This window comes from Streptomyces cellostaticus (assembly GCF_001513965.1).
Taxonomy (GTDB): Bacteria; Actinomycetota; Actinomycetes; order Streptomycetales; family Streptomycetaceae; genus Streptomyces; species Streptomyces cellostaticus.
On record NZ_KQ948065.1, the window covers coordinates 7,206 to 30,729 of the forward strand.

The 23,524-nt window shown below is 72.4% G+C and carries 8 protein-coding genes; 6 read left to right on the forward strand and 2 right to left on the reverse strand.

Going from position 1 to position 23,524, the window contains the following annotated elements; genetic code table 11:
• Window positions 1–22 precede the first annotated feature (22 nt).
• Window positions 23–17,095, reverse strand: a complete 17,073-nt coding sequence (locus AQI88_RS40655) for a type I polyketide synthase (protein ID WP_208616079.1) — start codon at window positions 17,093–17,095, stop codon at window positions 23–25.
• Window positions 17,096–17,127: 32 nt separating this feature from the next.
• A complete protein-coding gene (locus AQI88_RS40660) occupies window positions 17,128–18,321 on the reverse strand; it encodes a cytochrome P450 (RefSeq protein ID WP_067010622.1) in 1,194 nt (397 codons plus the stop codon).
• 370 nt (window positions 18,322–18,691) lie between these two features.
• Here AQI88_RS40660 and AQI88_RS40665 point away from each other — a divergent pair, with 370 nt between their 5' ends.
• From AQI88_RS40665 to AQI88_RS40685, 6 genes are all read left to right on the forward strand, one after another.
• A complete protein-coding gene (locus AQI88_RS40665; RefSeq protein WP_067010625.1) occupies window positions 18,692–19,309 on the forward strand; it encodes an FMN-dependent NADH-azoreductase in 618 nt (205 codons plus the stop codon).
• 36 nt (window positions 19,310–19,345) lie between these two features.
• Window positions 19,346–19,660 (forward strand): hypothetical protein, encoded by a 315-nt coding sequence (locus tag AQI88_RS40670; RefSeq protein WP_159050540.1) that lies wholly within the window; start codon window positions 19,346–19,348, stop codon window positions 19,658–19,660.
• Between the two features lie 203 nt (window positions 19,661–19,863).
• The gene (locus AQI88_RS48290; RefSeq protein ID WP_244184605.1) at window positions 19,864–20,058 is read left to right on the forward strand and encodes a transposase family protein; all 195 of its coding nucleotides are present in this window, start codon (window positions 19,864–19,866) and stop codon (window positions 20,056–20,058) included.
• 371 nt (window positions 20,059–20,429) lie between these two features.
• Complete coding sequence (locus AQI88_RS40675) at window positions 20,430–21,686, forward strand: cytochrome P450 family protein (RefSeq protein ID WP_067010629.1); 1,257 nt, start codon at window positions 20,430–20,432, stop codon at window positions 21,684–21,686.
• A 96-nt stretch (window positions 21,687–21,782) separates the two neighbouring features.
• A complete protein-coding gene (locus AQI88_RS40680; protein ID WP_208616080.1) occupies window positions 21,783–22,502 on the forward strand; it encodes a class I SAM-dependent methyltransferase in 720 nt (239 codons plus the stop codon).
• Between the two features lie 40 nt (window positions 22,503–22,542).
• Window positions 22,543–23,340, forward strand: coding sequence for a class I SAM-dependent methyltransferase (locus AQI88_RS40685; RefSeq protein WP_067010631.1), 798 nt, complete (start codon window positions 22,543–22,545; stop codon window positions 23,338–23,340).
• Window positions 23,341–23,524 lie beyond the last annotated feature (184 nt).

The following is a 23,524-nucleotide window of genomic DNA, read 5'->3' on the forward strand; positions in this document are numbered from 1 at the left end:
ACGATTCCTTCGTCATCAGTGGTCAGCTCGTCTTGCCCAGGGCCCGTTGCACCAGGCCGGCCAGGTCCATCGCGTCGATCAGTTCCTCCGCGCCGGCACTCGCCGACGCCCCGGCAGCCGACGCGTCCGCGGCCGTGTTCCCGTCGTTCTCGTCGTCGCCGTCCCGGCCGTTGACCTCGTCGGCGAGGCCCAGCAGGGTCTTGAGGACGCCGGCCTCCTCGAACCGGGCGAGCGGAACGGAGGCCAGCACCTTCCTGAGGTCGTCCTCACGTGCTTGCAGACCGTCGTCGGGCTCCCGCAGAAGCTCGGCGCGCAACAGGCCGACCAGCGCCTCCGGGGTGGGGTAGTCGAAGATCAGCGTCGCGGGCAGCCGCAGTCCGGTGGCCGCGTGCAGGCTGTTGCGCAGGTTCACCGCGGCCAGCGAGTCGAAGCCGACCTCCTGGAACGCCTGGCGCGGACCGATACCCTCCGCACCGCCGTGACCGAGGACCGTCGAGGCGTGGCTGCGCACCAGGCGCAGCAGGATGCGGTTCTGCTCGGCCTCGGAGACCGCCCGCAGGGAGTCCGCGAGGGACGAGGCCGCGTCGCTGTTCTCGCTGTCGCGCTGCGCCGCCTGGAGCACCGCCTTCGCCTCGGGCAGATCGGCGAACAGGGGGCTGGTGCGGACCGAGGTGAACGCGGGGACGAACGCCCCCCAGTCCATGTCGGCCACCGCCACGAACTTCTCGTTGCCCCGCACCGCCTGCACCATCGCGGTCACCGCGAGCTGCGGTGCCATGGGCAGGACGCCCCGGCGGCGCAGCTGGGCGAGGGCCGCCTCGTCCATGCCCACGCCGATCTGGTCGAGCGCGCCCCAGGCGAGCGACGTCGCCCTCAGCCCGCGGGCGCGGCGCCACTCGACCAGGGCGTCCAGGACGGCGTTGGCCGCTGCGGACGGGCCCTGGCCGCCGCCGCCCCACACACCGGCGATCGAGGAGAACACCACGAACGCGTCGAGCGGCGTGTCCTCGAACTGCTCGTCCAGCCACAGGGCGGTGTCCACCTTGGCGGCGAACACCTCGGCGAGATCGGCCACTTCGGTGTCGTCGATGGAGCTGGTGCGGGTGATGTCGGCGGCGTGCACCACCGCGGTGAGCGGCTGCTCGGCCGCGGACACCAGGCGCGCGACGGCGTCCCGGTCCGCGTCCGCGCAGGACTCCACCGTCGTGGCGACCCCGAGCGCGGCCAGTTCGGCCCGCAGCCCCGGCACGGCCTGGTCGGGCGCGTGCGCGGTGGTGGTGATGACGAGCCGGTCGGCGCCGGCGAGCGCGAGCCACACCGCGACGTGCCTGCCGAGTCCTTCGGCGCCACCGGTCACCAGGACGGTGCCCCGGGGCTGCCAGCGGGCGTCGGCGGCCGTCGCCTCCGGCACGGGCTTGCGGACCAGCCGGCGGCTGTAGACGCCCGAGCGCCGTACCGCGAGCTGGTCCTCGCCTGTGGCGCCGTTGAGCACGCCGAGCAGGTACCGGGCCGCACGCGCGTCCGTCCTGGCGGGCAGGTCGACCAACCCGCCCCACCGGTCGAGGCGTTCGAGCGCGGCGGCCCGGCCGAGGCCCCACAGCGCCGCCTGGGCGGGCGAGGTGAGGGTGTCGTGGATGCCGATGTTCACCGCGCCCCTGGTCAGGCACCACAGGGGCTGGGTGACATTGCCGTCCGCCAGGGCCTGGACCAGCGCGAGCGTCGACGCCGTGACCGCGAGCGGGTCCTGCGGGCCGCCGGCCGCCTCCAGGGCGAGCAGCGACAGGACTCCGGTCACGTCGTGTTCGGCCAGGACACCGGCCAGCAGCTCGGTGAGCCGCTGCCGCGTACGGTCCAGCTCACCGACGTCGAGCCGGATCATGCCGAGCCCCTGACCGCTCAGCTCCTGAAGGAGAGCGTCGATCGCGGTGTCGTCCGGACGTTCGGACGGTACGACGACCAGCCAGCGCCCGCTCGGCACACCGGCGGCTGCGCGCTCCAGCGGCTGCCAGGTGACGTGATAGCGCAGCTTCTCGGCACTCGACTGCTCACGCCGCTTGCCGCGCCACTCGGCGAGGACGGGCACGACCGTGCCGAGCGCGGTGCGCTCGTCGGCCGACGCCATCTCCAGGAGCTCGGTGAGCGAGTCCAGATCGGCGTGCTCGACCGCCTGCCAGAAGTCGGAGTCCGCGCCCTCGGAGACGTCGGCGGCGGCGTCGGCCGCGTCCGCCTCCTGGAGCCAGTAGCGCTGGCGGTCGAAGGCGTACGTCGGCAGGTCCACGCCTGTCGGCACGGTTGCGGCGGGCAGGGCCCTGGACCAGTCCACGGGGACGCCGCGTACGAACACCTCGGCCATGGAGGCCAGCAGGCGGCGCAGACCGCCGTCCTCGCGGCGCAGCGAACCGGTCACCACGGCGTCCGCGTCGCCGTCGGCTTCGTAGACGGTCTCGGTGATCGGCTGGACCAGCACCGGGTGGGCGCTGACCTCGACGAACACGCCGTGGCCCTGGCGGATCAGCTCGGCCACGGCCGGACCGAACCCGACCTGGCCGCGCAGGTTGCCGTACCAGTAGTCGCCGTCCAGGACACCGGCCTGGTCCACCCATGCGCCGGTGGCGGTGGAGTAGAAGGGCAGCGTCGGCGCCTGGGCGTCGATGCCGGCCAGCGTCTCGGCGAGGGCCTCGCGGATGTCCTCCACGTGACGGGTGTGCGAGGCGTAGTCCACGGCCACCCGGCGCACCCGGACACCGTCGTCCGAGAGGGCTTGAAGTGCCTCGTCCAGCGCCTCGGCGTCACCGGCGATCACCACCGAGGTGGGGCCGTTGACGGCCGCGACCTCGACCCGGTCCGCCCAACGCTCCAGGCGTGTGACCGCCTGGCTCTCGCTCAGGGCCACCGAAGCCATGCCGCCACGCCCGGCCAACTGCTCGCCGATGGCCTGGCTGCGCAGCGCCACCACCTTCGCCGCGTCCTCCAGCGTCAACGCACCCGACACACACGCAGCCGCGATCTCGCCCTGCGAGTGACCCAGCACCGCATCGGGACGAACACCCACGGACGCCCAGACGGCAGCAAGACCCACCATCACCGCGAAGCTGGCGGGCTGCACCACATCCACCCGCTCCAGCAGCTCCGGGGTGGCATCCCCGCGCAGCACGTCGACTAGGGACCAGTCGATCCACGGCTCAAGAGCAGCCGCACACTCAGCGATCCGCTCGGCGAACACCGGCGACGACTCCAGCAACTCCCGGCCCATACCGGCCCACTGGGAACCCTGGCCCGGGAACACCCACACGACCTTGCCGGGCGCACCCGAAGCGGCACCGCCGGCCACCAGGTTGGAGGCACTCTCGCCGCGCGCCAGCGCCTGGAGCCCGGCGAGCGCGTCCTCGTCGGAGCCGGCCACGATCACCGCACGCTCGCTCAGCAGGGCCCGGTGCGACACCAGCGCCTCGGCGACACCCGCGAGCGGTGCCCGGCCGGCGTCCTCGATGAACGCCGCAAGCCGGCCGGCCTGGCCCGCCAGCGAACCGGCACTGCGCGCCGACACCACCAACGGCACCACACCCGCGGGTACCGGCGGCTGCTGCGCCTCCTCGGCGGGTGCCTCCTCCAGGATCAGGTGCGCGTTCGTTCCGCTCGCGCCGAACGAGGAGACACCGGCCCGGCGCGGACGGCCCTCGCGCGGCCACTCCCTGGCCTCGGTCAGCAGTTCCACCGCACCCGCCGACCAGTCCACCTGCGTCGTCGGCTCGTCCACGTGCAGGGTCGCCGGAAGCATCTCGTGCCGCAGCGCCTGCACCATCTTGATCACACCGGCCACACCCGCGGCCGCCTGCGTGTGCCCGATGTTCGACTTCAACGAGCCCAGCCACAGCGGCTTCCCGGGGTCCCGGCCCTGTCCGTACGTCGCCAGCAGCGCCTGCGCCTCGATCGGATCGCCCAGGGCCGTACCCGTGCCATGGGCCTCCACGACATCCACGTCGGCCGGGCTCAGGCCCGCATGGGCGAGCGCCTTGCGGATGACCCGCTGCTGCGAGGGCCCGTTCGGAGCCGTAAGACCGTTGGACGCACCGTCCTGGTTCACGGCGCTGCCCCGCAGCACCGCGAGGACCTTGTGGCCGCGCTCGCGCGCCACCGACAGACGCTCCAGCACCACGACACCCACGCCCTCGGCCCAGCCCGTACCGTCGGCGGTCGACGCGAACGCCTTGCACCGGCCGTCGGCGGACAGGCCCCGCTGGCGCGAGAACTCCAGGAAGGCGTCCGGGCTGGCCATGACCGTCGCGCCACCGGCGAGCGCCATCGAGCACTCGCCCTGCCGCAGCGCCTGCGCGGCCAGGTGCATGGCCACCAGCGAGGAGGAGCAGGCCGTGTCCACGGTGACCGCCGGGCCCTCGAAGCCGAAGACGTACGAGACCCGGCCGGACGCCACGCTCGCCGCCGTACCGGTCATGAGGTAGCCCTGGACGTCTTCGGGCACGTGGTGGAGCCGGGTCACGTAGTCGTGGTGGACGATCCCGGTGAAGACGCCGATGTCGCTGCCCCGGGTGGACAGCGGGTCGACGCCCGCCCGCTCCAGCGCCTCCCAGGAGGTCTCCAGGAGCAGCCGCTGCTGCGGGTCCATCGCCAGCGCCTCCCGCGGCGAGATCCCGAACAGGGCGGCGTCGAACTGCGCGGCCTCGTGCAGGAAGCCGCCCGAGCGGGTGTAGCTGGTGCCCGCGTGGTCCGGGTCCGGGTGGTACAGGCCCTCCAGGTCCCAGTCGCGGTCGACCGGGAAGCCGGACACCGCGTCCCGGCGCTCGATCACGAGCTTCCACAGCTCCTCGGGGCTGTCCGCTCCGCCCGGCAGCCGCGTGCTCATGGCAACGATCGCGATCGGCTCGTCGGAGGCCGCCGCGGCCGGGGCCGTGACAGGCAGCTCCTCGTGCTCGCCGAGCAGTTCGGCGCGCAGGTAGCGGACCAGCGCCTGCGGGGTGGGGTAGTCGAAGACGAGCGTGGCGGGCAGCTCGACGCCGGTGAAGTCGTGCAGCCGGTTGCGCAGCTTGACCGCGCCGAGCGAGTCGAAGCCGAGGCTCTTGAAGGGCTGCTCCGCATCGAAGTCGAACGCGTCCGCCTCGCGGTGGCCGAGCACGACCGCGACGCTCTCCTTGACGAGCGCCATCAGCACACGGTGCTGTTCCTCGGCCGGGAGACCGGCCAGCCGTCCGGCGTACGCCTCGCCCGTGCCCTCGCCGCGGGCCACCACGCGCCGGGTCGGGCCGGCGGGCGCGGCCTGGATGCCGGGGGCGGCGCCATGCGCGTACGGCGGTACGGGCTCCTCCGCGGCCTCCCGGTCAACGGTGTCCAGGCTCAACGGGCCCAGAACGGCGACGGGTTCGCCGCCGGAGTCCGCCAGTTCGACGAGGTACCGCTCGCCCTCCACCGCAGTGATCCGCAGCCGCAGCGCCGCGGCGCCCTGCGCGTACACCGCCAGACCGGCGCAGTCGGACAGGGCACGGACGGGCTGTCCGGCGCCGGTCGCCTCCGCTGCCGTACGGGAGTCCAGGACGCGCAGCGCGGTGTCCAGGAGTACCGGGTGCAGGATGAACTCGGCTGCCTCGTCGGCCAGTTCGTCCGGCAGCGCGATCTCCGCGAAGGTCCCCCCGTCCTGCTGCCAGACGCGGTGTGCGCCGGGCAGGGCTGAGGCACTGTCCGCGGGCGGCGCCCAGGTCCGCAGGTCGAAGACGGGCTGCGGCATTCCGGGCGCGAGGACGGCACGGGCGTGGCACGTCCAGGGCCCCTGCTCCGGGCCGAGGGGGCGGCCGTGGACGGCGGCGCTGCGGCGCCCGTCCGGGCCCGGGCCGCCGACCGTGACCCGTATCTGGGTGTGGCCGTGCTCCGGGACCGTCAACGGCTCCTCGACGACGATGCGTTCGAGACCTCCGCAGCTCACCTCGTCGCCGGCCCTGAGGATCATCTCCAGGAGGGCGGCGGCCGGGATGCCGTCCGTCGCCATGGGCGCGCCGAGCAGGCCCCGGCTGCACGGCGACAGGCGTCCGGTGAGGACGACGCCGCCGGTGCCGTCGTCGCCGGGTACCTCGACCACGGCGGTGAGCAGCGGGTGCCGGGCGCCGGCGGTACCGAGGGCCTCGGCACCGCCCGCCGAGGCGGCGTCGGTCTCGACCCAGTACCGCTGGTGCTGGAACGCGTAGGTGGGCAGCTCGGTCCCGGCCGCGGTGGCCGGGTGTCCGAGGACGGCCGACCAGTCCAGGTCCACTCCGCGTACGTGCAGTTCCGCGAGCGCGGTCAGGACGTCGACGGGCTCGGTGCCGTCCTTGCGGAGGGTGGCGACGCAGCCGCTCTCCTGGACGCCGGGCGTGCCGAGCGCCATCGCGGCGAGGACGCCGCCGGGGCCCACTTCGAGGAAGGTCGTCACGCCCTGCTCGACGAGCGCGGTGAGGGCGTCGCCGAACCGCACCGCGTTCCGTACCTGGTCGGCCCAGTAGCCGGGGGCGGACAGCTGTCCGTCGCCGGCGAGCTCGCCGGTCAGGGTGGAGACGACGGGAACGGCACCCCGCTGGTACGACAGGCGCTCCGCGACCGTGCGGAACTCTTCGAGCATGGGCTCCATCAGCGGGGAGTGGAAGGCGTGGCTGACGGTGAGCCTGCGCGTCTTGTGGCCCCGTCCGGCCAGTTCAGCGGCGACGGCGAGCACGGCGTCCTCGGCGCCGGAGAGCACCAGCGCGTCGGGGCCGTTGACCGCCGCGACGCAGACCACTCCCTGCGCCCGGGCGAGCAGGGGCGCGAGTTCGGCCTCGGTGACCTGGACGGCGACCATCGCGCCGCCTTCCGGCAGGGCCTGCATCAGCCGGCCGCGCGCGGCGACGAGTTCGCCGGCCTGGTCCAGGTCGAGGACTCCGGAGACGTGCGCGGCGGTGATCTCGCCGATCGAGTGCCCGGCGAGCAGGTCCGGTCGTACGCCCCAGGACTCGAGGAGCCGGAACAGCGCGGTCTCCAGGGCGAACAGGGCGCCCTGGGTGTACATGGTGCGGTCGAGCAGCTCACTGTCGGGCGATCCCGGCGCGGCGAGGACGACGTCGTGCAGCGGGCGCTGCGCGTGCCCGCTCAGGTGTGCGTCCACGGCGGAGCACGCGGCGGCGAAGGCGTCCCTGAAGACGGGGAACGTGTCGGCGAGTTCGCGGCCCATGCCCGCCCACTGGCTGCCCTGGCCGGTGAAGAGGACGGCCAGTCTGCCCGCGGCGGGGGTGCCGGTGACGACCGTGGGGCTCGCCGCTCCCTGCCCGAAGGCGGTGAGGTCGGCGCGCAGCCGGTCCCGGTCGAAGGCCAGGACGACGGCGCGGTGGTCGAGGTGGGCACGGGCGGTGGCCAGCGCGTGCGCGGCGTCGGGAAGACGTACGTCGGGCCGCTCGTCCAGGAAGCGGGCGAGCCGGTCGGCCTGGCCGCGCAGTCCGGCCGCCGTCCGCGCGGACACCGGTACGGGCACGGGGGCATCCGCCGGCCGCGGCGCGGGCTCCGGCGTGGTGGGCACCGGCTCGTCGGGGGCCTCTTCGAGGATGACGTGCGCGTTGGTGCCGCCGATGCCGAAGGAGGACACTCCCGCGCGGCGCGGGCGCTCGTCGCGCGGCCAGTCGCGGGCCTCGGTCAGCAGTTCCACGGCTCCGGCCGACCAGTCGACGCTGGTCGAGGGCCGGTCCACGTGCAGCGTCCGGGGCAGTACGCCGTGCCGCATCGCCATGACCATCTTGATCACACCGGCGACGCCCGCCGCGGCCTGGGTGTGGCCGAGGTTCGACTTCACCGAGCCGAGCCACAAAGGCCGGTGCGGATCCCGGCCCTGTCCGTAGGTCGCGAGCAGCGCCTCCGCCTCGATCGGGTCGCCGAGCGTCGTGCCCGTACCGTGCGCCTCCACGGCGTCCACGTCCGCCGTCGACAGACCGGCGTGGGCCAGGGCCTTGCGGATCACCCGCTGCTGCGAGGGACCGTTCGGAGCCGTCAGGCCGTTGGACGCGCCGTCCTGGTTGACCGCGCTGCCGCGCAGCACCGCCAGGACCTGGTGCCCGTGCCGGCGGGCGTCCGAGAGCCGCTCCACCAGGAGCAGCCCGGCGCCCTCGGACCAGCCGGTGCCGTCCGCGCCGTCCGCGAACGCCTTGCACCGGCCGTCGGGCGAGAGGCCGCGCTGCCGGGAGAACTCCACGAACGTCTCCACGGTGCCCATCACCATCACACCGCCGGCCAGCGCCATGGTGCACTCGCCGCGGTTGAGGGCCTGCGCCGCCATGTGCAGGGCCACCAGCGAGGAGGAGCAGGCCGTGTCGACCGTGATGGCGGGGCCCTCGAAGCCGAGGTGGTACGCGATTCGGCCGGACAGGACACTGCCCGAGCTGCCGGTGAGGCGGAACCCTTCGACGCCGGACGCCTGGTGCATGCGCACGCTGTAGTCGTGGCTGTTGACGCCGACGAAGACGCCGATGTCCGCCCCGGCCAGCGACGTCGGGTCGATCGCGGCCCGTTCGAACGTCTCCCAGGACGTCTCCAGCAGCAGCCGCTGCTGCGGGTCCATCGCCAGCGCCTCGTTCGGCGAGATACCGAAGAAGGCGGCGTCGAATCCGGGGGCGTCGTCCAGGAAGGCGCCGTGGCGCACGTACGTGGTGCCGGGGTGGTCGGGGTCCGGGTCGAAGAGCCGCTCGGTGTCCCAGCCGCGGTCGTCGGGGAACTCGGTGACGGCGTCGACACCGTCGGCCACCACGCGCCACAGGTCCTCCGGGCTGTGCACCCCGGCGGGGAAGCGGCACGCCATCGCCACGATCGCGATCGGCTCGTCACCCGTGACCGGGCCCGCCGCGGTTTCGGCCGTCGGCTCGGGCGAACCGCCGAAGAACTTGGTGCGCAGGTGCTCGGCGAGCAGTCTCGGCTTCGGATAGTCGAAGACGACCGCCGGGGAGAGGGTGCCGCCGGTCGCGGCGACGAGCCGGTTGCGCAGCTCCACCGCGGTCAGCGAGTCGAAGCCGGCCTCCTTGAACGACCGGTCGGCGCGTACGGCGTCGACGGAGCTGTGTCCGAGGACCTCGGCGGCGTGCCGCCGCACCAGGCCGACCAGGGCCTCGGTCTGCTCGGTGCCGCTCAGCGCGGCGAGGCGCTCCGCCAGGGACGCGGCCCCGGACTCCACGCCGACCTGGGCCGTCGGCCGCTGCGCGGGCGCGAGTCCGCGCAGCAGAGTCGGTACGGGAGCGTCGGCCGCCGCCCGCCGCAGGGCCGTCACGTCGAACTTCGCCGCCACCAGCGTGCCGTCCGTGCCCGTCCCGGGCCTCAGGGCGGCGTCCAGGAGGGCCATGCCCTCGGCGGCGGTGAGCCCGGCCATGCCGATGCGCTGGTTGCGCCGCAGGTCCGCGGCGCCCAGGTGCTCGGTCATGGCACTGGCCGTCGACCAGTAACCCCAGGCCAGGGACACGGCCGGCAGACCGAGCCGGTGCCGCTGCCGCGCCAGGGCGTCCAGGCAGGCGTTGGCGGCGGCGTAGTTGCCCTGTCCGGGGTTGCCGAGAACGCCCGACGCCGAGGAGAACAGCACGAACGCGGCCAGGTCCAGGTCCCGGGTGAGCTCGTGCAGATGCAGCGCCGCGTCCACCTTGGGCCGCAGCACGGTGTCGACGCGCTCGGGGGTCAGCTCGGTGAGCACCCCGTCGTCCAGGACCCCCGCGGAGTGCACGACGGCCGTCAGCGGATGCTCGGCCGGTATCTGCCGTATCAGGGCTTCGAGTTGGGACCGGTCGGACGTGTCGCAGGCGGCGACCGTGACCGTCGCGCCCAGCGCGGTCAGCTCCTCGCGCAGTTGCGGGGCGTCGCCGCGGCGGCTGGCCAGAACCAGGTGGCGGATGCCGTAGGCGGTGACCAGGTGCCGCGCCGTCAGCGCACCGAGCGTTCCGGTGCCGCCGGTGATCAGCGCGGTGCCTTCGGGGTCGAGCGGGCGCGCAGGCGCCCCGGCTTCGCCGGCCACGCTCGGCACTCGTACGAGGCGGGGAACCTCGGCGACACCGTCGCGCACCCTCACCTGCGGCTCGCCGCTCAGGACCACGGCCGGCAGAGCGGAGCGGGAGTCGTCGTCGAGGTCCGCGAGGACGATCCGGTCCGGGTGCTCCGACTGCGCCGAGCGCACCAGACCCCACACCGCGGCCGCGTCGAGCCCGTCGCAGTCCCCGGTGACCACGGCCAGCCGGGTCTCCTCCAGGGCGGGCTCCGCGAGCCACGCCTGAAGGACGGCGAGGGCCGCGCCGACCGCCGCGCGAGGGTCGCCCTCGGTGGGCGCGGCCTGGGCGTCGTACAGCAGGATGCCGGGAGCGGGCCCGTCCGCCCCGGCCGAGGCGGCGACGTCCTCGCCGCTCGCGACGGACACCATGGCAGGGGCACGGTCCACGGCGGGCAGCGGCACCTGCGTCCAGTCGGTGCGGAACAGGGAGTCGTGCGGCAACGCCCCGATGATTCCGGCCTGTTCGGGCGAGAACGGTGCTCCGCGCACGCCCTCGACCGTCATGACGGGCTGCCCCGTGGGGTCGGTCAGCAGGAGGGGCGTACCCTCCGCCGACGTACCGCCCCGGCGCACGTACAGTGCGGCGGCGCCCGACGCGAGGAGGGACACGCCGGTCCACACGGACGGGAGCATGCCGCTCGGGACGACCGTACGGACGGCGGCGTCGAGGAGCGCCGGGTGCACCCCGTAGCGGTCCGCGTCACGCAGAGCGGCACCGTCCAGGGCGACCTCGGTGACCTCGGTGTCCGGCCCGGCGGGCGCGGGCAGCTCGCCGGTGTCGGCGGGCGCCAGCGTGCCGTGCGCGTGCCGCGTCCACTCGGCGTCCAACGGGGCGTCCCCGGCGCGGGAGTAGACCTCCACCGGCCGCCGCAGCGTCTCGTCGGGCTCGCCGACGACGACCTGGACGCTGCGGCTGCCGTGCTGCGGCAGCACAACGGGCGTGTCCACGGTCAGTTCGTCGATGACGGGGGCGCAGGCCAGGTCGCCGAGCCGGATGGCCAGTTCGACCAGGGTGGCGTTCGGCACGACGACCGCATCGGCCAGGAGGTGATCGGCGAGCCAGGGGTGCGTCTTGAGGGACCACCTCGACGTGGCCATGAGGCCGCCCGGGTTCGGCAGGCTGACGACCGCACCGAGGAGGGGGTGATCGGCTCCGGCGAGTCCGAGGGAGGCCGCGTCGGTCGCGGTCCCGGCCGGCTGGAGCCAGTAGTGCTGGTGCTCGAAGGCGTACGTCGGCAGGTCCGCGCCCGCCGACGTGGCTCCGTCCGGCAGCACCCCGGCCCAGTCCAGAGGCACGCCACGGACGAACAGCTCGGCCATGGAGGCGAGCAGACGGCGCAGCCCGCCGTCCTCGCGGCGCAGCGAACCGGTCACCACCGTGTCGGTGCCGGCGTCGGCGTCGTAGACGGTTTCGGTGATCGGCTGGACGAGGACCGGGTGGGCGCTGACCTCGACGAAGGCGTTGTGGCCCTGGCGATGGAGGTCGGCGACGGCCGGGCCGAAGCCGACCTGGCCGCGCAGGTTGCGGTACCAGTAGTCGCCGTTCAGGACGTCGGCCTGGTCGATCCATGCGCTGGTGACGGTGGAGTAGAAGGGGATCGCCGGCGCAGAGGCGTCGATACCGGCCAGCGTCTCGGCGAGGGCCTCGCGAATGTCCTCCACGTGCCGGGTGTGCGAGGCGTAGTCCACGGCCACCCGGCGCACCCGGACACCGTCGTCCGAGAGGGCTTGAAGTGCCTCGTCCAGCGCCTCGGCGTCACCGGCGATCACCACCGAGGTGGGGCCGTTGACGGCCGCGACCTCGACCCGGTCCGACCAGCGCTCAAGACGCTCGGCGGCCTCGCTCTCGGGCAAGGCGACCGAGGCCATGCCGCCACGCCCGGCCAGCTGGGACGCGATGGCCTGGCTGCGCAGCGCGACGACCTTCGCCGCATCCTCCAGCGACAACGCACCCGACACACACGCAGCCGCGATCTCACCCTGCGAGTGCCCCAGCACCGCATCGGGACGAACCCCGACCGAGGACCACACGGCAGCAAGACCCACCATCACCGCGAAGCTGGCGGGCTGCACCACATCCACCCGCTCCAACAGCTCCGGGGCAGCATCCCCGCGCAGCACGTCAACAAGGGACCAGTCGATCCACGGCTCAAGAGCAGCCGCACACTCAGCGATCCGCTCAGCGAAGACCGGCGAAGCATCCAGCAACTCCCGGCCCATACCGACCCATTGCGAGCCCTGCCCCGGGAACACCCACACAACCTTGCCCGGCGCCCCCGACCCGGACACGACACCGGCCGCGCTCTCGCCCCGTGCGAGCGCCTGGAGCCCGGCGAGCGCCTCCGCATCCGACTCGGCCACGATCACCGCACGCTCGCTCAGCACCGCACGGCTGGAGACCAGCGCCCCGGCCACCGACGCCAGCGACACCCCGTCGCCGCCCTCGATGAACGACGCGAGCCGCTCGGCCTGCCCTGCCAGCGAGGCCTCGCTGCGCGCCGACACCACCAACGGCACCACACCCGCGGGTGCCGGCGGCTGCTGCGCCGCCTCCTCGGGCGCCTCCTCCAGGATCAGGTGCGCGTTCGTCCCGCTGACGCCGAACGCGGACACACCCGCGCGCCGCGGACGACCGTCGCGCGGCCACTCCCGGGACTCGGTCAGCAACTCCACCGCACCCGCGGACCAGTCCACCTGCGACGTGGGCGCGTCCACGTGCAGGGTCACCGGAAGCATCTCGTGCCGCAGCGCCTGCACCATCTTGATCACACCGGCCACACCCGCCGCCGCCTGCGTGTGACCGATGTTCGACTTCAACGAGCCGAGCCACAGCGGCTGTTGGGGATCGCGATCCTTGCCGTAGGTCGCGAGCAGCGCCTGCGCCTCGATCGGGTCACCCAGGGCCGTACCCGTGCCATGGGCCTCCACGACATCCACGTCCGCCGGGGAAAGCCCGGCGCCGGCCAGCGCCCGGCGGATGACCCGCTGCTGCGAGGGCCCGCTCGGAGCCGTAAGACCGTTCGACGCACCGTCCTGATTGACGGCGCTCCCCCGCAGCACCGCGAGAACCTTGTGCCCGCGCTCCCGCGCCACCGACAGACGCTCCAACACGACCACGCCGACACCCTCGGCCCAGCCCGTGCCGTCAGCCGTCGACGAGAACGCCTTGCACCGGCCGTCGGCAGCCAGCGCCCGCTGCCGGGAGAACTCCACGAAGTGGTCGGGGGTCGCCATCACCGCGACGCCACCGGCCAGCGCCATCGAGCACTCGCCCTGCCGCAGCGCCTGCGCGGCCAGATGCATCGCCACCAGCGACGACGAGCACGCGGTGTCCACCGACACCGCCGGGCCCTCGAAACCGAAGACGTACGACACCCGGCCCGACGCCACACTCGACGCCAGCCCCGTGGTCGCGAAGCCCTCCAGCTCCGGCGTGGCCACACCGGTCCCGTACCCCTGGCCGAACAGCCCGGTGAACACGCCGACGTCGGCGCCCTTCAGCGAGACCGGGTCGACACCGGCGCTCTCCAGGGCCTCCCACGACGTCTCCAGGAGCAGCCGCTGCTGCGGGTCCATCGCCAGCGCCTCACGCGGCGAGATCCCGAAGAAGCCCGCATCGAACAGGCCCGCATCGTGGAGGAAACCGCCCTGGTTCGTGTACGAGGTGCCCACGCGCTCCGGGTCCGGGTCGAACAGGCCCTCCAGGTCCCAGCCACGGTCCTCGGGGAAGTCGGAGACGGCGTCGCGGCCGTCACGCACCAGTCGCCACAGGTCCTCGGGTGAGGAGACACCGCCGGGCAGCCGGCACGCCATGCCGACGATGGCGAGCGGCTCGCCGGGGTCGGCGGCCGTGACCGTGCCGGTCACCGGTGCGGGCCCCGGGTCTCCGAGGATCTCGGACCGCAGGAAGGCCGCGAGGGCCGCCGGGGTGGGGTGGTCGAAGGCGACCGTGGTGGACAGGCGCAGTCCGGTCTTCTCCGTCAGCCGGTCGCGCAGTGCGACGACGGCCTTCGAGGTGAGGCCCAGTTCGCGGAAGGCACGGTCGGCCGGAACCAGTTCGGGCCCCGCCTGCTGGAGCACATCGGCGGCCTGCGTGCGGACCAGGTCTTCGAGGAGTGCCAGCCCCGCGCGCTCCGCCATCCGGGAGAGCCGGTCGCGCAGGGCTGCCGCGACGGCCTCGTCCGGCTCGCCCGGCCGAGAGGGGTCCTCGGCCAAGGAGCGCAGGATCGCGGGCACGTGGGCGTCGGGGGCCGGTGCGCCGGGCAGCGCGGTCAGCGGCGACGGGGGGTTCGTCGTCAGGGCGATGTCGAAAGCGGAGAGCAGATCCTGACGCAGTCGACCCGCAGTCTCGCTGGTCGAGCCGGAGCCGTCGCCCTCGCCCTCGCCGGGCCATCCGTCCCAGGCGAGGTACGAGCCGGGCAGGTGCCGCAGCCGGCGGTTGCGTACCACCGCATCGCTCAGGAGCGCGTCGACGGCCGCGTCCGGGTCGTCGGGAGAACCCAGCAGCCCGGCGGCACCGGACGACACCACGACGAAGGCGCAGAGGTCCTCCCCCGCCGTCATCTGGTCGAGCTGCAGGGCCAGTTCGGGGGCGTCGGTGGTGTGCACCACTGCGGTGACCGGGTGGCGCAGGTCGGCCAGGGCGTCCCGGAGCGGCTCCGGACGGGCCGCGTCGGCGGTGACCCGGATGACGCTCGTCCGGGCGAACGCCAGTTCGTCGCCGGGGGTGGTGCCGGGGGCGCCGGGGGCGCTGACGAGCAGCAGGTTCCTCGCCTGGTGGACGGTGGCGAGACGGTGTGCGAGCGCCGCGCCGTGTTCGGTGTCCGCTCCGGTGACCACCACGGTGCCGGTGGCTCCGGGCCAGGAGTCCGTCTGCGGGTGGTCGACGACGGGCAGGCGCATCAGCCGGGGAACCAGCACAGCGCCCGAACGCACGGCGATCTGGGGCTCGTCGGAGGCGAGCGCCGCCACCAGGGCGTCCCGGGAGTCCGGAGCGTCCAGGCCGTCCGGAACATCCGGAACGTCCACGACGGTCAGCGACTCGGGCCGGGCCTCCTGGCAGGAGCGCGCGACAGCCCAGAGCGGGGCCTCGGCGAGTTGCTGAACGCCGTCGGCCGGGACGGCCGCGACGGCGCCGCGCGTGAGGATCACCAGCCTGGAGGCCGCCGGTTCCGGGCCCGCCAGCCAGGCGTCCACGTCCTGCACCAGGCGCCGAGCCCTGCTACGCCCCACGCTGATCGCGTCCGCGTCCGCGTCCGCGTCCTGCCCGGCCTCGGCTCCGGCCGAAGGCACCAGGACCGTCACGTCCGGGGCCGGCTCGCCGTCGGCCACAGCGGCGCGCACCGCAGCCAGGTCCGGGTAGTGGCGCACTGCGACGCCCGCCGCTTCCAGGGCGCCGACGAGTTCACCCGCCTCGGGGCCGGCGACCGCCCAGCTCCGTCCCACCGCACCGGTGTGGTCCGGCTCCGGTACCGCAACCCACTCGAGGACCGTCAGCGCGTCGTGGTGCCCGCTCGCCGCGTACCGCAGGCGGCTCGGCTGCTCGGCCAGGAGGCGTCGTCTGATCTTGCCCGAGGCGGTCCGGGGGATGCTCGTGACCTCGTGGATCCGCTCCGGCACCTTGTAGGCGGAGAGCTGTTCGCGGCACCGCGCGACGAGCGCTGCGGGGTCGAACCCGGTGGGGCCGGGGATCACGTACGCGACCGGCACCTCGCCGAGTGTGTCGTGCGGGGCGCCGGCGACCGCCGCGTCCGCGACGCCCTCGGCGGCGCGCAGGACCGTCTCGACCTCCTCGGGGTGGATGTTCTCGCCGCCGCGGATGACGAGTTCCTTGATCCGGCCGCAGATGGTGAAGTAGCCGGCCTCGTCGCGCCGAGCCAGGTCTCCGGTCCGGAACCAGCCGTCCCGGATCGCCTCGGCGGTCGCCTCGGGGCTGTTGTGGTAGCCGACCATGACGTTCGGCCCGCTGACCCAGACCTCCCCCTCCTGCCCCACGGGGGCGTCGACTCCCGTGGTGGGGTCGACGATGCGGACGTCGACGCCCGGCACGGGCAGGCCGCAGGAGCCTTCGACGCGGGCGCCGTCCGGCGGGTTCATGGTGATGGCGCCGCAGGTCTCGGTGCTGCCGTAGGCGTCGACCAGCGGGACCCCGAAGGTCTCCTCGAAGTCGCGGTGGAGGCCGGATCCGGTGACCGCGCCGCCGACCAGGCCGATGCGCAGGCTCGGTGCGGAGAAGCCGTTCTGCCGGGCGGCCGCCACCAGGTGGTGGTAGATGGTGGGGACGCCGGCCAGGAAGGTCGAGTCGGTGTCGCGCAGGACCCTGATGACGTCCTCGGCGGAGCTGCCGTCCATGAGCCGGGCGGTGGCACCGGCGACTGTGACGGACAGCACGCACGCAATGTGCGAGAGGCTGTGGAAGAGTGGCAGCGGCCACAGCACCCGGTCCTGGTCCGTGAGGCCCGGAATCGGTACGTAGCAGGAGGCGACGGACCACAGGCAGTTGCGCTGCGTCGACAGGACGCCCTTGGGCCGGCCGGTCGTCCCCGACGTGTAGAACATCCAGGCCACGTCGTCCAGAGCGAGATCGTCCCGGGCGGGCACGGACGGCTCGCTGTCGGCGAGTTCGTCGTACGCGTGGACTCCCGCCCCTTCGAGGAGACCTTCCGGAACCTCGCCCGTCACGAGGAGCACGGTCCCGGGCGCCTCCCCGGGCGCGCCCCTGAAGCGCTGAGCCCGAGCGGCGTCGGTGATCACCAGCGCGGCGCCGCTGTCGGCGAGGAGGTACTCCAGCTCGGCCGGCGCGGAGGCCGGGTTGAGCGGCACCCCGATGCCCCCGGCGCGCACGATCGCCAGGTAACTCTCCACGGTGGACACCGTGTTGCCCAGGCAGATGGCCACCCGGTCGCCGCGCTCGACGCCGAGGTGCGCCAGGTGCCCGGCCAGTCGGCGCGTCCGTGCCTCGAGGTCTCCGTAGGTGACCGCTCGCCGGTCGTCCGCGAATGCCACCTTGTCGGGGAAACGGGTCGCGTGCTCCCGGAGTACGACGGGCAGGGGCTTGATGAGGTCGGTGCGCACGGTGCCGCAGATCCTTTCGGAGAAAAGGCAGTTCACCAGGAGACGGGCAGGCTCTTCACCGCGAAGACGGATCCTTTGAGCCGGAGCGGCACCTCGTCGAAACCAACGGCAAGGCCGAGGTCGGGAAATGCGCGCAGGAGAGCGGAGAAGCCGGCGCGCAGTTCGACGCGTGCCAGGTTCTGGCCCAGGCACTGGTGGATTCCGAAGCCGAACGCCATGTGACCGGAGGTCTCGCGGTCGATGTTCAGCTCGGCGGGGCACTCGAATTTCGCCGGGTCACGGTTGGCCGCGGGCAGGGAAACCGTGACGCTGTCGCCCTTCTTGACCGTCTCACCGCCCAGCTCGATGTCTTCGAGGGCGGTGCGGTACGTGTCGTACTGGTTGACGGTGAGGTAGCGGAGGAGTTCCTCGATGGCGGCGTCGAGTTTCGACGGGTCCGCGCGGAGCGCCGCCAGTTGGTCGGCGTGGTGCAGGAGCGCGAACACGCCGACGGCGAGGGCGCTCTCGGTGGTCTCGTAGCCCGCGAAGAGGAGCAGCGTGACGATGTTGCACAGCTCTTCGGTGGTCAGCTGCCCGTCGGCGATGAGGCGGCTGATGAGGTCGTCCTCGGGCTCCTTGCGCCTGCGCTCGATGACCTCGCCGAAGAAGGCGACGGCCTGCCCCATGGCGGCCGCGGCCTCCTGCGGGTCCGCGTCCGAGTCGTGCAGGAGCGTCGGTGCGTGGCCGTAGCGGTCGGCTTCGCTGTAGGGCAGGCCGACGAGTTCGGACAGGACCCGCAGGGACAGGGGCTTGGCGAAGTTCGCCACCAGGTCCGCGGGCGAGCCGTGTTCCCGCATGACGGCGATCTGCTCGGCGGCCACGGCCTCGGCCCGCGCCGTGAGCCGGTGCGCCCGGCGGGCGGTGAACTCGCCGGTGAGCAGCCGCCGGTAGCGGGTGTGGTCGGGCGGGTCCATGTGAATGAACATCCCGGGAATCTTGGGATGGTTGGGCATCACCTGTCCGCGGTGCGTCACCGGGAAGTGACCGATCTCCGTGCTGTGGCTGAACCCCGGGTCGCTGAGGACTTTGCGCGCCAGTTCGTAGCTGGAGGCGATCCAGCCGACGTGTCCGTCGGGATACACCATTTTCGCGAGCGGACGTTCTTTCCGCAGCGCGTCGAATATCGCAGGAGGGTCGAACTGATGGGTGCGCGCCCACGGTTCCTCGAAGGATATTGCGTCGCTCATGGAGTCCTCCCCCGATTTGTCATGCCCGTCATTCCGGCATCTCCGCAGCCAGATTAGGCGCGCGGCCACGGGCGGTCACCCCTCGATCTGGTAGGGGGTACGGATCTCGAGCGGACCTGAAACGCACTTCGAGTGCGAGCGGTGTCCTTGAATTCGGATCCAATTCGGATCCATATCCGCTTGGGGATCACTCCGGTTCCCCCGCCCAGTCCGAGGGCGGCGGACCGGGCCCTACCAGGTTGAGGGATGTTGTGCCGCCAATGGCTCGCCTAGTCTGGCCGTAGGGATCAAGGCCATGCCGTCGCGACGAATTGAAAACCGTCGCGGGTCGATCACACGCACATTTCGCGACCGTTAAGGGGATGTCCGCATGTCGCACCTTCTGCATGTCGATTCGAGTCTCGGTACTGAATCCGTATCGAGGCGACTGTCGGCCTATTTCGCTGAAGAGTGGCGCAACAAACACCCGGACAGTGGGTACGTCTACCGCGATGTCGCGGCTCAGCCGATCCCGCACATCACCGAGCCCGTGCACCAGTCGCTCATCTACCCGGACACCGACCACGGCCAGAGTGCGCAGGAGCGCGAGCTCACCGCGGCGATCACCCGGGAAGTGCTCGACGCGTCCGTGATCGTACTCGGCGTCCCCATGCACAACTTCACGGTCCCGTCGGCGCTCAAGGCGTGGCTGGACCGCATCGTCCATCCCGCCCACATGGCGGTTCCCAGCCCGCTCAGCGGAAAGAAGGTCGTCGCCGTGCTGTCGCGGGGCGGCTCCTACGCCCCCGGCACGCCGCGCGAGGCCTTCGACTACCAGCAGACGTACCTGAAGGCGATCCTCGAGGCGATCGGCCTCGGCGACGACCTGACGTTCGTGACCGCCGAGCTCACGATGGCCAACGCTGCACCGCAGATGGCGCAGTTCAAGCCGCAGGCCGAAGCCTCCATGGCGAACGCGTACGAAACCCTCGAGAAACTGGCCCAGTAGCCCCGGCCGGCCCCTGTCCCGATGGAGAAGGACTCCATGGGTGACGCAATTTCCTTCGAGGAGCCGTGGGCGCGGACCCATCATTTTGACCCGCCTGCCATAGCCGATTCCCTGCGCAAAGGACGCCCCCTTGCGCGCATGGTCTACCCCGACGGGCACATCGGCTGGATCGCCACCGGTCACGAGCTGGTGCGCAAGGCCCTCAGCGACCCGAAGTCCAGCCACGGCCAGGGTTCCGTCGTTCTCGCGGCCAACCCGAAGTCGCCGGTATGGGCCGGACATCCCAAGTCAGCGGTGGTGGGCGGTTCGTGGCGGGCGGCGGGTGCGCCGGCAGGCACGGCTTCCCGGTGATCATGGAGTGTCGAATTCGCTGATCACCACAGCGGAAGACCGTGCCTGCTGCGCCGTCATCACCCCTCCCCGCGGGATCGGGCCAACTCGCGGGATGGAATCCGGCCCTGCCCCGAGGAACTGCCCGGCCTGCCGGCCCACCTCCCCGACCGGCCCACCTGCCCGACCCGCGCCGCCGCCACCCGCTGCCGTACGTCCCGGCCGTGGCCGCCTGCGCGGTCCTGGCCGGGGCGAAGTCCCCCACCGCGATCGCCGAGTGGGCCGCTGATACCTCTGAACGGCTGCTGTCGGGCTGCGGGGCCGCTCTGTGCGACAGCGGTTGCGGTGGACGGCAAGTCCCTGCGCGGCGCGATCCGCGCCGGCGGCCGCTGCGTCCACCCCGTCTCCGCCCTGCGTAGTGACGGCATCGTGCAGGCCCCGCGCGAACGAGGGCCTGCGTCATCACGGACGGGACATGACCCGGCCGCCCGCCGCCCTCGGACTCACGTGATCGTTCCGCGCCGATCGCGAGAACGACGGAGCCCTGCGTGTCCGCGCTGTCTAAAATGCCGAATTCCGCCGCGCTGGAGAATTGGCAGAATAGCATTTCGACATTTGGGGCATATCAAAGGATCCGCAAAAGCCTATCAGGTTGAGGGATGCCGATTCAGCCATTCCGTTCCTAACCTGCCGAAGAGCCGGGTCGGTTGTGGTGAGCGGCGCACTGGGAAATACGGGTACGCCGTTTTCATTCGGTCCGCTTTTTCTTCGACGCAGAAGGGGAACATCCATGACCACCACCATCGGGAACCCGGCCGAGGCGGTCGAGCTGCTCTCGCCGGAGCTGACGGCCGATCCGTTCGGCGAGTACGCCAGGTTGCGCGAGCAGGCGCCGATCCTGACCGGCACGTTGATGGGCGGGCCGCCGATGTGGCTGGTCAGCCGCTACGCCGACGTGCGCCGGCTCGTGACCGATCCCCGGTTCGTCAACAACCCGGCATCGGTGCCGGGGGCCGCGCCGCGCGACCGGTTCACGATCATGAAGAAGCTCAACATCCCGACCGATCTGGTCGACTACCTCGCCGACAAGATCTTCGAGATCGACGGCGCCGACCACCGCCGCCTGCGCAAGCTGGCCTCCCGCGCCTTCACCGCGCGCCGTGTGGCCCGGCTGCGCCCCCGGATCGAGGAGATCACCAACGCCCTGCTCGACCGGATGGCGGAGGCCGGAAGCGACGGTGCCCCGGTCGACCTCATGGAGGCGTTCTCCTACCCGCTGCCGATCACCGTCATCTGCGAGCTGATCGGCATCGACGAGGACGACCGCCCGCAGTGGCACGACTGGGGCAGCGTCCTGTCCACCCCCATGGCGCACGTCGAACGGCTCCCCACCGTCTTCCGCGACAGCATCGGCCAGCTGCTCGACATCATCGCGCGCCGCCGCGCCGAACCCCGTGACGACCTGATCAGTGCGTTCATCCAGGCCCAGGAGGACGACGGCGACCGCCTCTCCGACCGGGAGATGGTCTCCCTCGTCTTCACCATGGTGATCGCCGGGCACGAGACCACGACGTACCTGCTGGGCAACTCCGTGCTCGCCCTGCTGGAGAACCAGGACCAGCTCGCGCTGCTGCGCGAGGACCCGTCCCGCTGGCCGCAGGCGGTCAACGAGCTCATGCGCCTGGGCCCCGCCCAGTTCGGGCAGCCCCGCTATCCGGTCGAGGACGTCGAGCTGGGCGGCGTGACCATCCCGAAGGGGGATCCGATCATTCCGCTGCTCCTGTCCGCGAACACCGACCCGCGCAAGTACGAGGACCCCCGGCGCCTGGACGTCGGCCGCGACACCGGCCACGCCCACCTCGGGTTCGGACAGGGGGCGCACTACTGCCTCGGCGCCCCGCTGGCCCTCCTGGAGGCGGAGGTGGCGCTGAACGCGCTGTTCACCCGGTTCCCGGACTTGTCCCTCGCTGTGGCCCGCGACCAGATCCCGTGGACGCTGCGCCCCGGCTTCACCCGGGCCGAGCAGATCCCGCTGAAGCTCGGCTGAGCACCGTCGAGGCGCGAATCGGCCTGTCAGACCGAGGACGCCCGGCCGACAAAGCCCGTCCTTCGACGCTCAACACATCATTCGCTGGAGACTCACGTGACCGAACAGAAGTACACGCTGCGCACCGTCACCCTGGAGAACCTGAACCTCGAAGCCGTCTACGAGGGCTACCGCGAGGACACCCCTGACGCCCTGCCCACCCCGTGGGACATCGGCCGGGCCCAGTCGGCCCTGGTGGCGCTGGAGGACGCCGGCCAGATCGAGGGCGAGGTCATCGACGTCGGCTGCGGGCTCGGCGACAACGCCATCTTCCTCGCCTCGCGCGGCTACCGGACCACCGGCGTCGACGGCTCGGCCAACGCCATCGACGAGTGCCGCAAGCGCGCCCGCGCCCAGGGCCTCGACGTCGAGTTCGCCGTCGCCAACGCGGCCACCCTGGACGGCTTCGAGGACCGTTTCGACACCGTCGTCGACAGCGCGCTCTACCACTGCCTGAACGAGGAGAACCAGCGCAGCTACGTCGCCGCGCTGCACCGTGCGACCAAGCCCGGCGCGCGGCTGCACCTCTTCTGCTTCGCCAAGGAAATGCGCCCGGCCTTCCCCGTCCTGCAGCGGATCAGCGAGCAGAACCTCCGCGAGACCGTCGGCAAGCTGTGGAACATCACCTCGCTCAAGCCGGCCCTGTACGACACCAACCTCACCCCCGAGATCCTCGGCCAGCTGACCGGCAAGGCTCCGCGCACCGACCTGGAACTCGACGAGCAGGGCCGGATTCTGTCGCAGGTCTGGCAGCTCACCGCCGAACGCATCGACTAGCCGACGCGCCAACCCCGAGACCCGAGAAAGGACTTCGTCGATGACCGAAACCCACGCCTGGAAGGCGGAGGATTTCGCACAGGTGAACGCCCCGCACGTCAAGACGGCACTGACCGCGCTCCAGCTCACGGGCGACGCCCTGGAGCAGGGCGGCGCGTTCGCCGAGATCGGCTGCGGCACCGGGGAGGTCGCGCGGTTCGTCGCGGAGCGGGGGTTCGAGGTCTGGGCCAGTGACGCGTCGCAGTCCATGGTGGAGGCCACCGGGAAGCTCTGTGACGGGCTCCCCGTGACCGCCGAGGTCTGCCCGGCCGAGCAGCTGGAGTTCCCAGAGGGCCGGTTCGGCGTCATCCACTCTTCCTGGGTGCTGCACTGGGTGACCGAGATCGACGAGCCGCTGCGCCGGATGGCCCGCGGGCTCCGCCCGGGCGGGTACATCGTCCTGCAGTGGACCGGTGCCCACCCACGCAGCGAAGGCCCCGGCATGTTCGGGATCCTGCGGGACATCGCGGGCAGCCCGAAGTGGAAGGACCTGCTCGCCGAGGCCCAGCCGGGGTCGTACGAGTACCCGGCCGAGGAAGTGGCCAAGGTGCTCGAGGAGGCCGGTCTGGAGCTCGTCCACTACGAGCCGGATCTCCCCCACCCGTTCAGCGCGAAGAAGACCATGGCGGACCTGCCCGAGATGCGCGAGCGGTACAAGCTTGCCGGATTCGCCACCCAGGCCGCCGCGCTGGGCGACCGCGGCGACGAGTTCGTGGATGAGGTGCTGACCGCCATGATCCGGGCGGGCAAGACCGACCCCCACCACGCCAGGATCGTCGCCCGGCGACCGGCCGCCTGACCCAAGGGGGGCGGCGGGCGCGCAGGCGTCACAGGATGCGGGCCCGTCGCCGGTACGGCGACGGGCCCGCTCTGTTCATTCCACCAGATGATGCCGATGGCGGTTGTACGTCTCCCGAGTGCGAAGCAGGTCATGGGCAAGGTCAACAGGGTGCCTGAGTGGGCCGGTGACGGGTTCCGGCTAA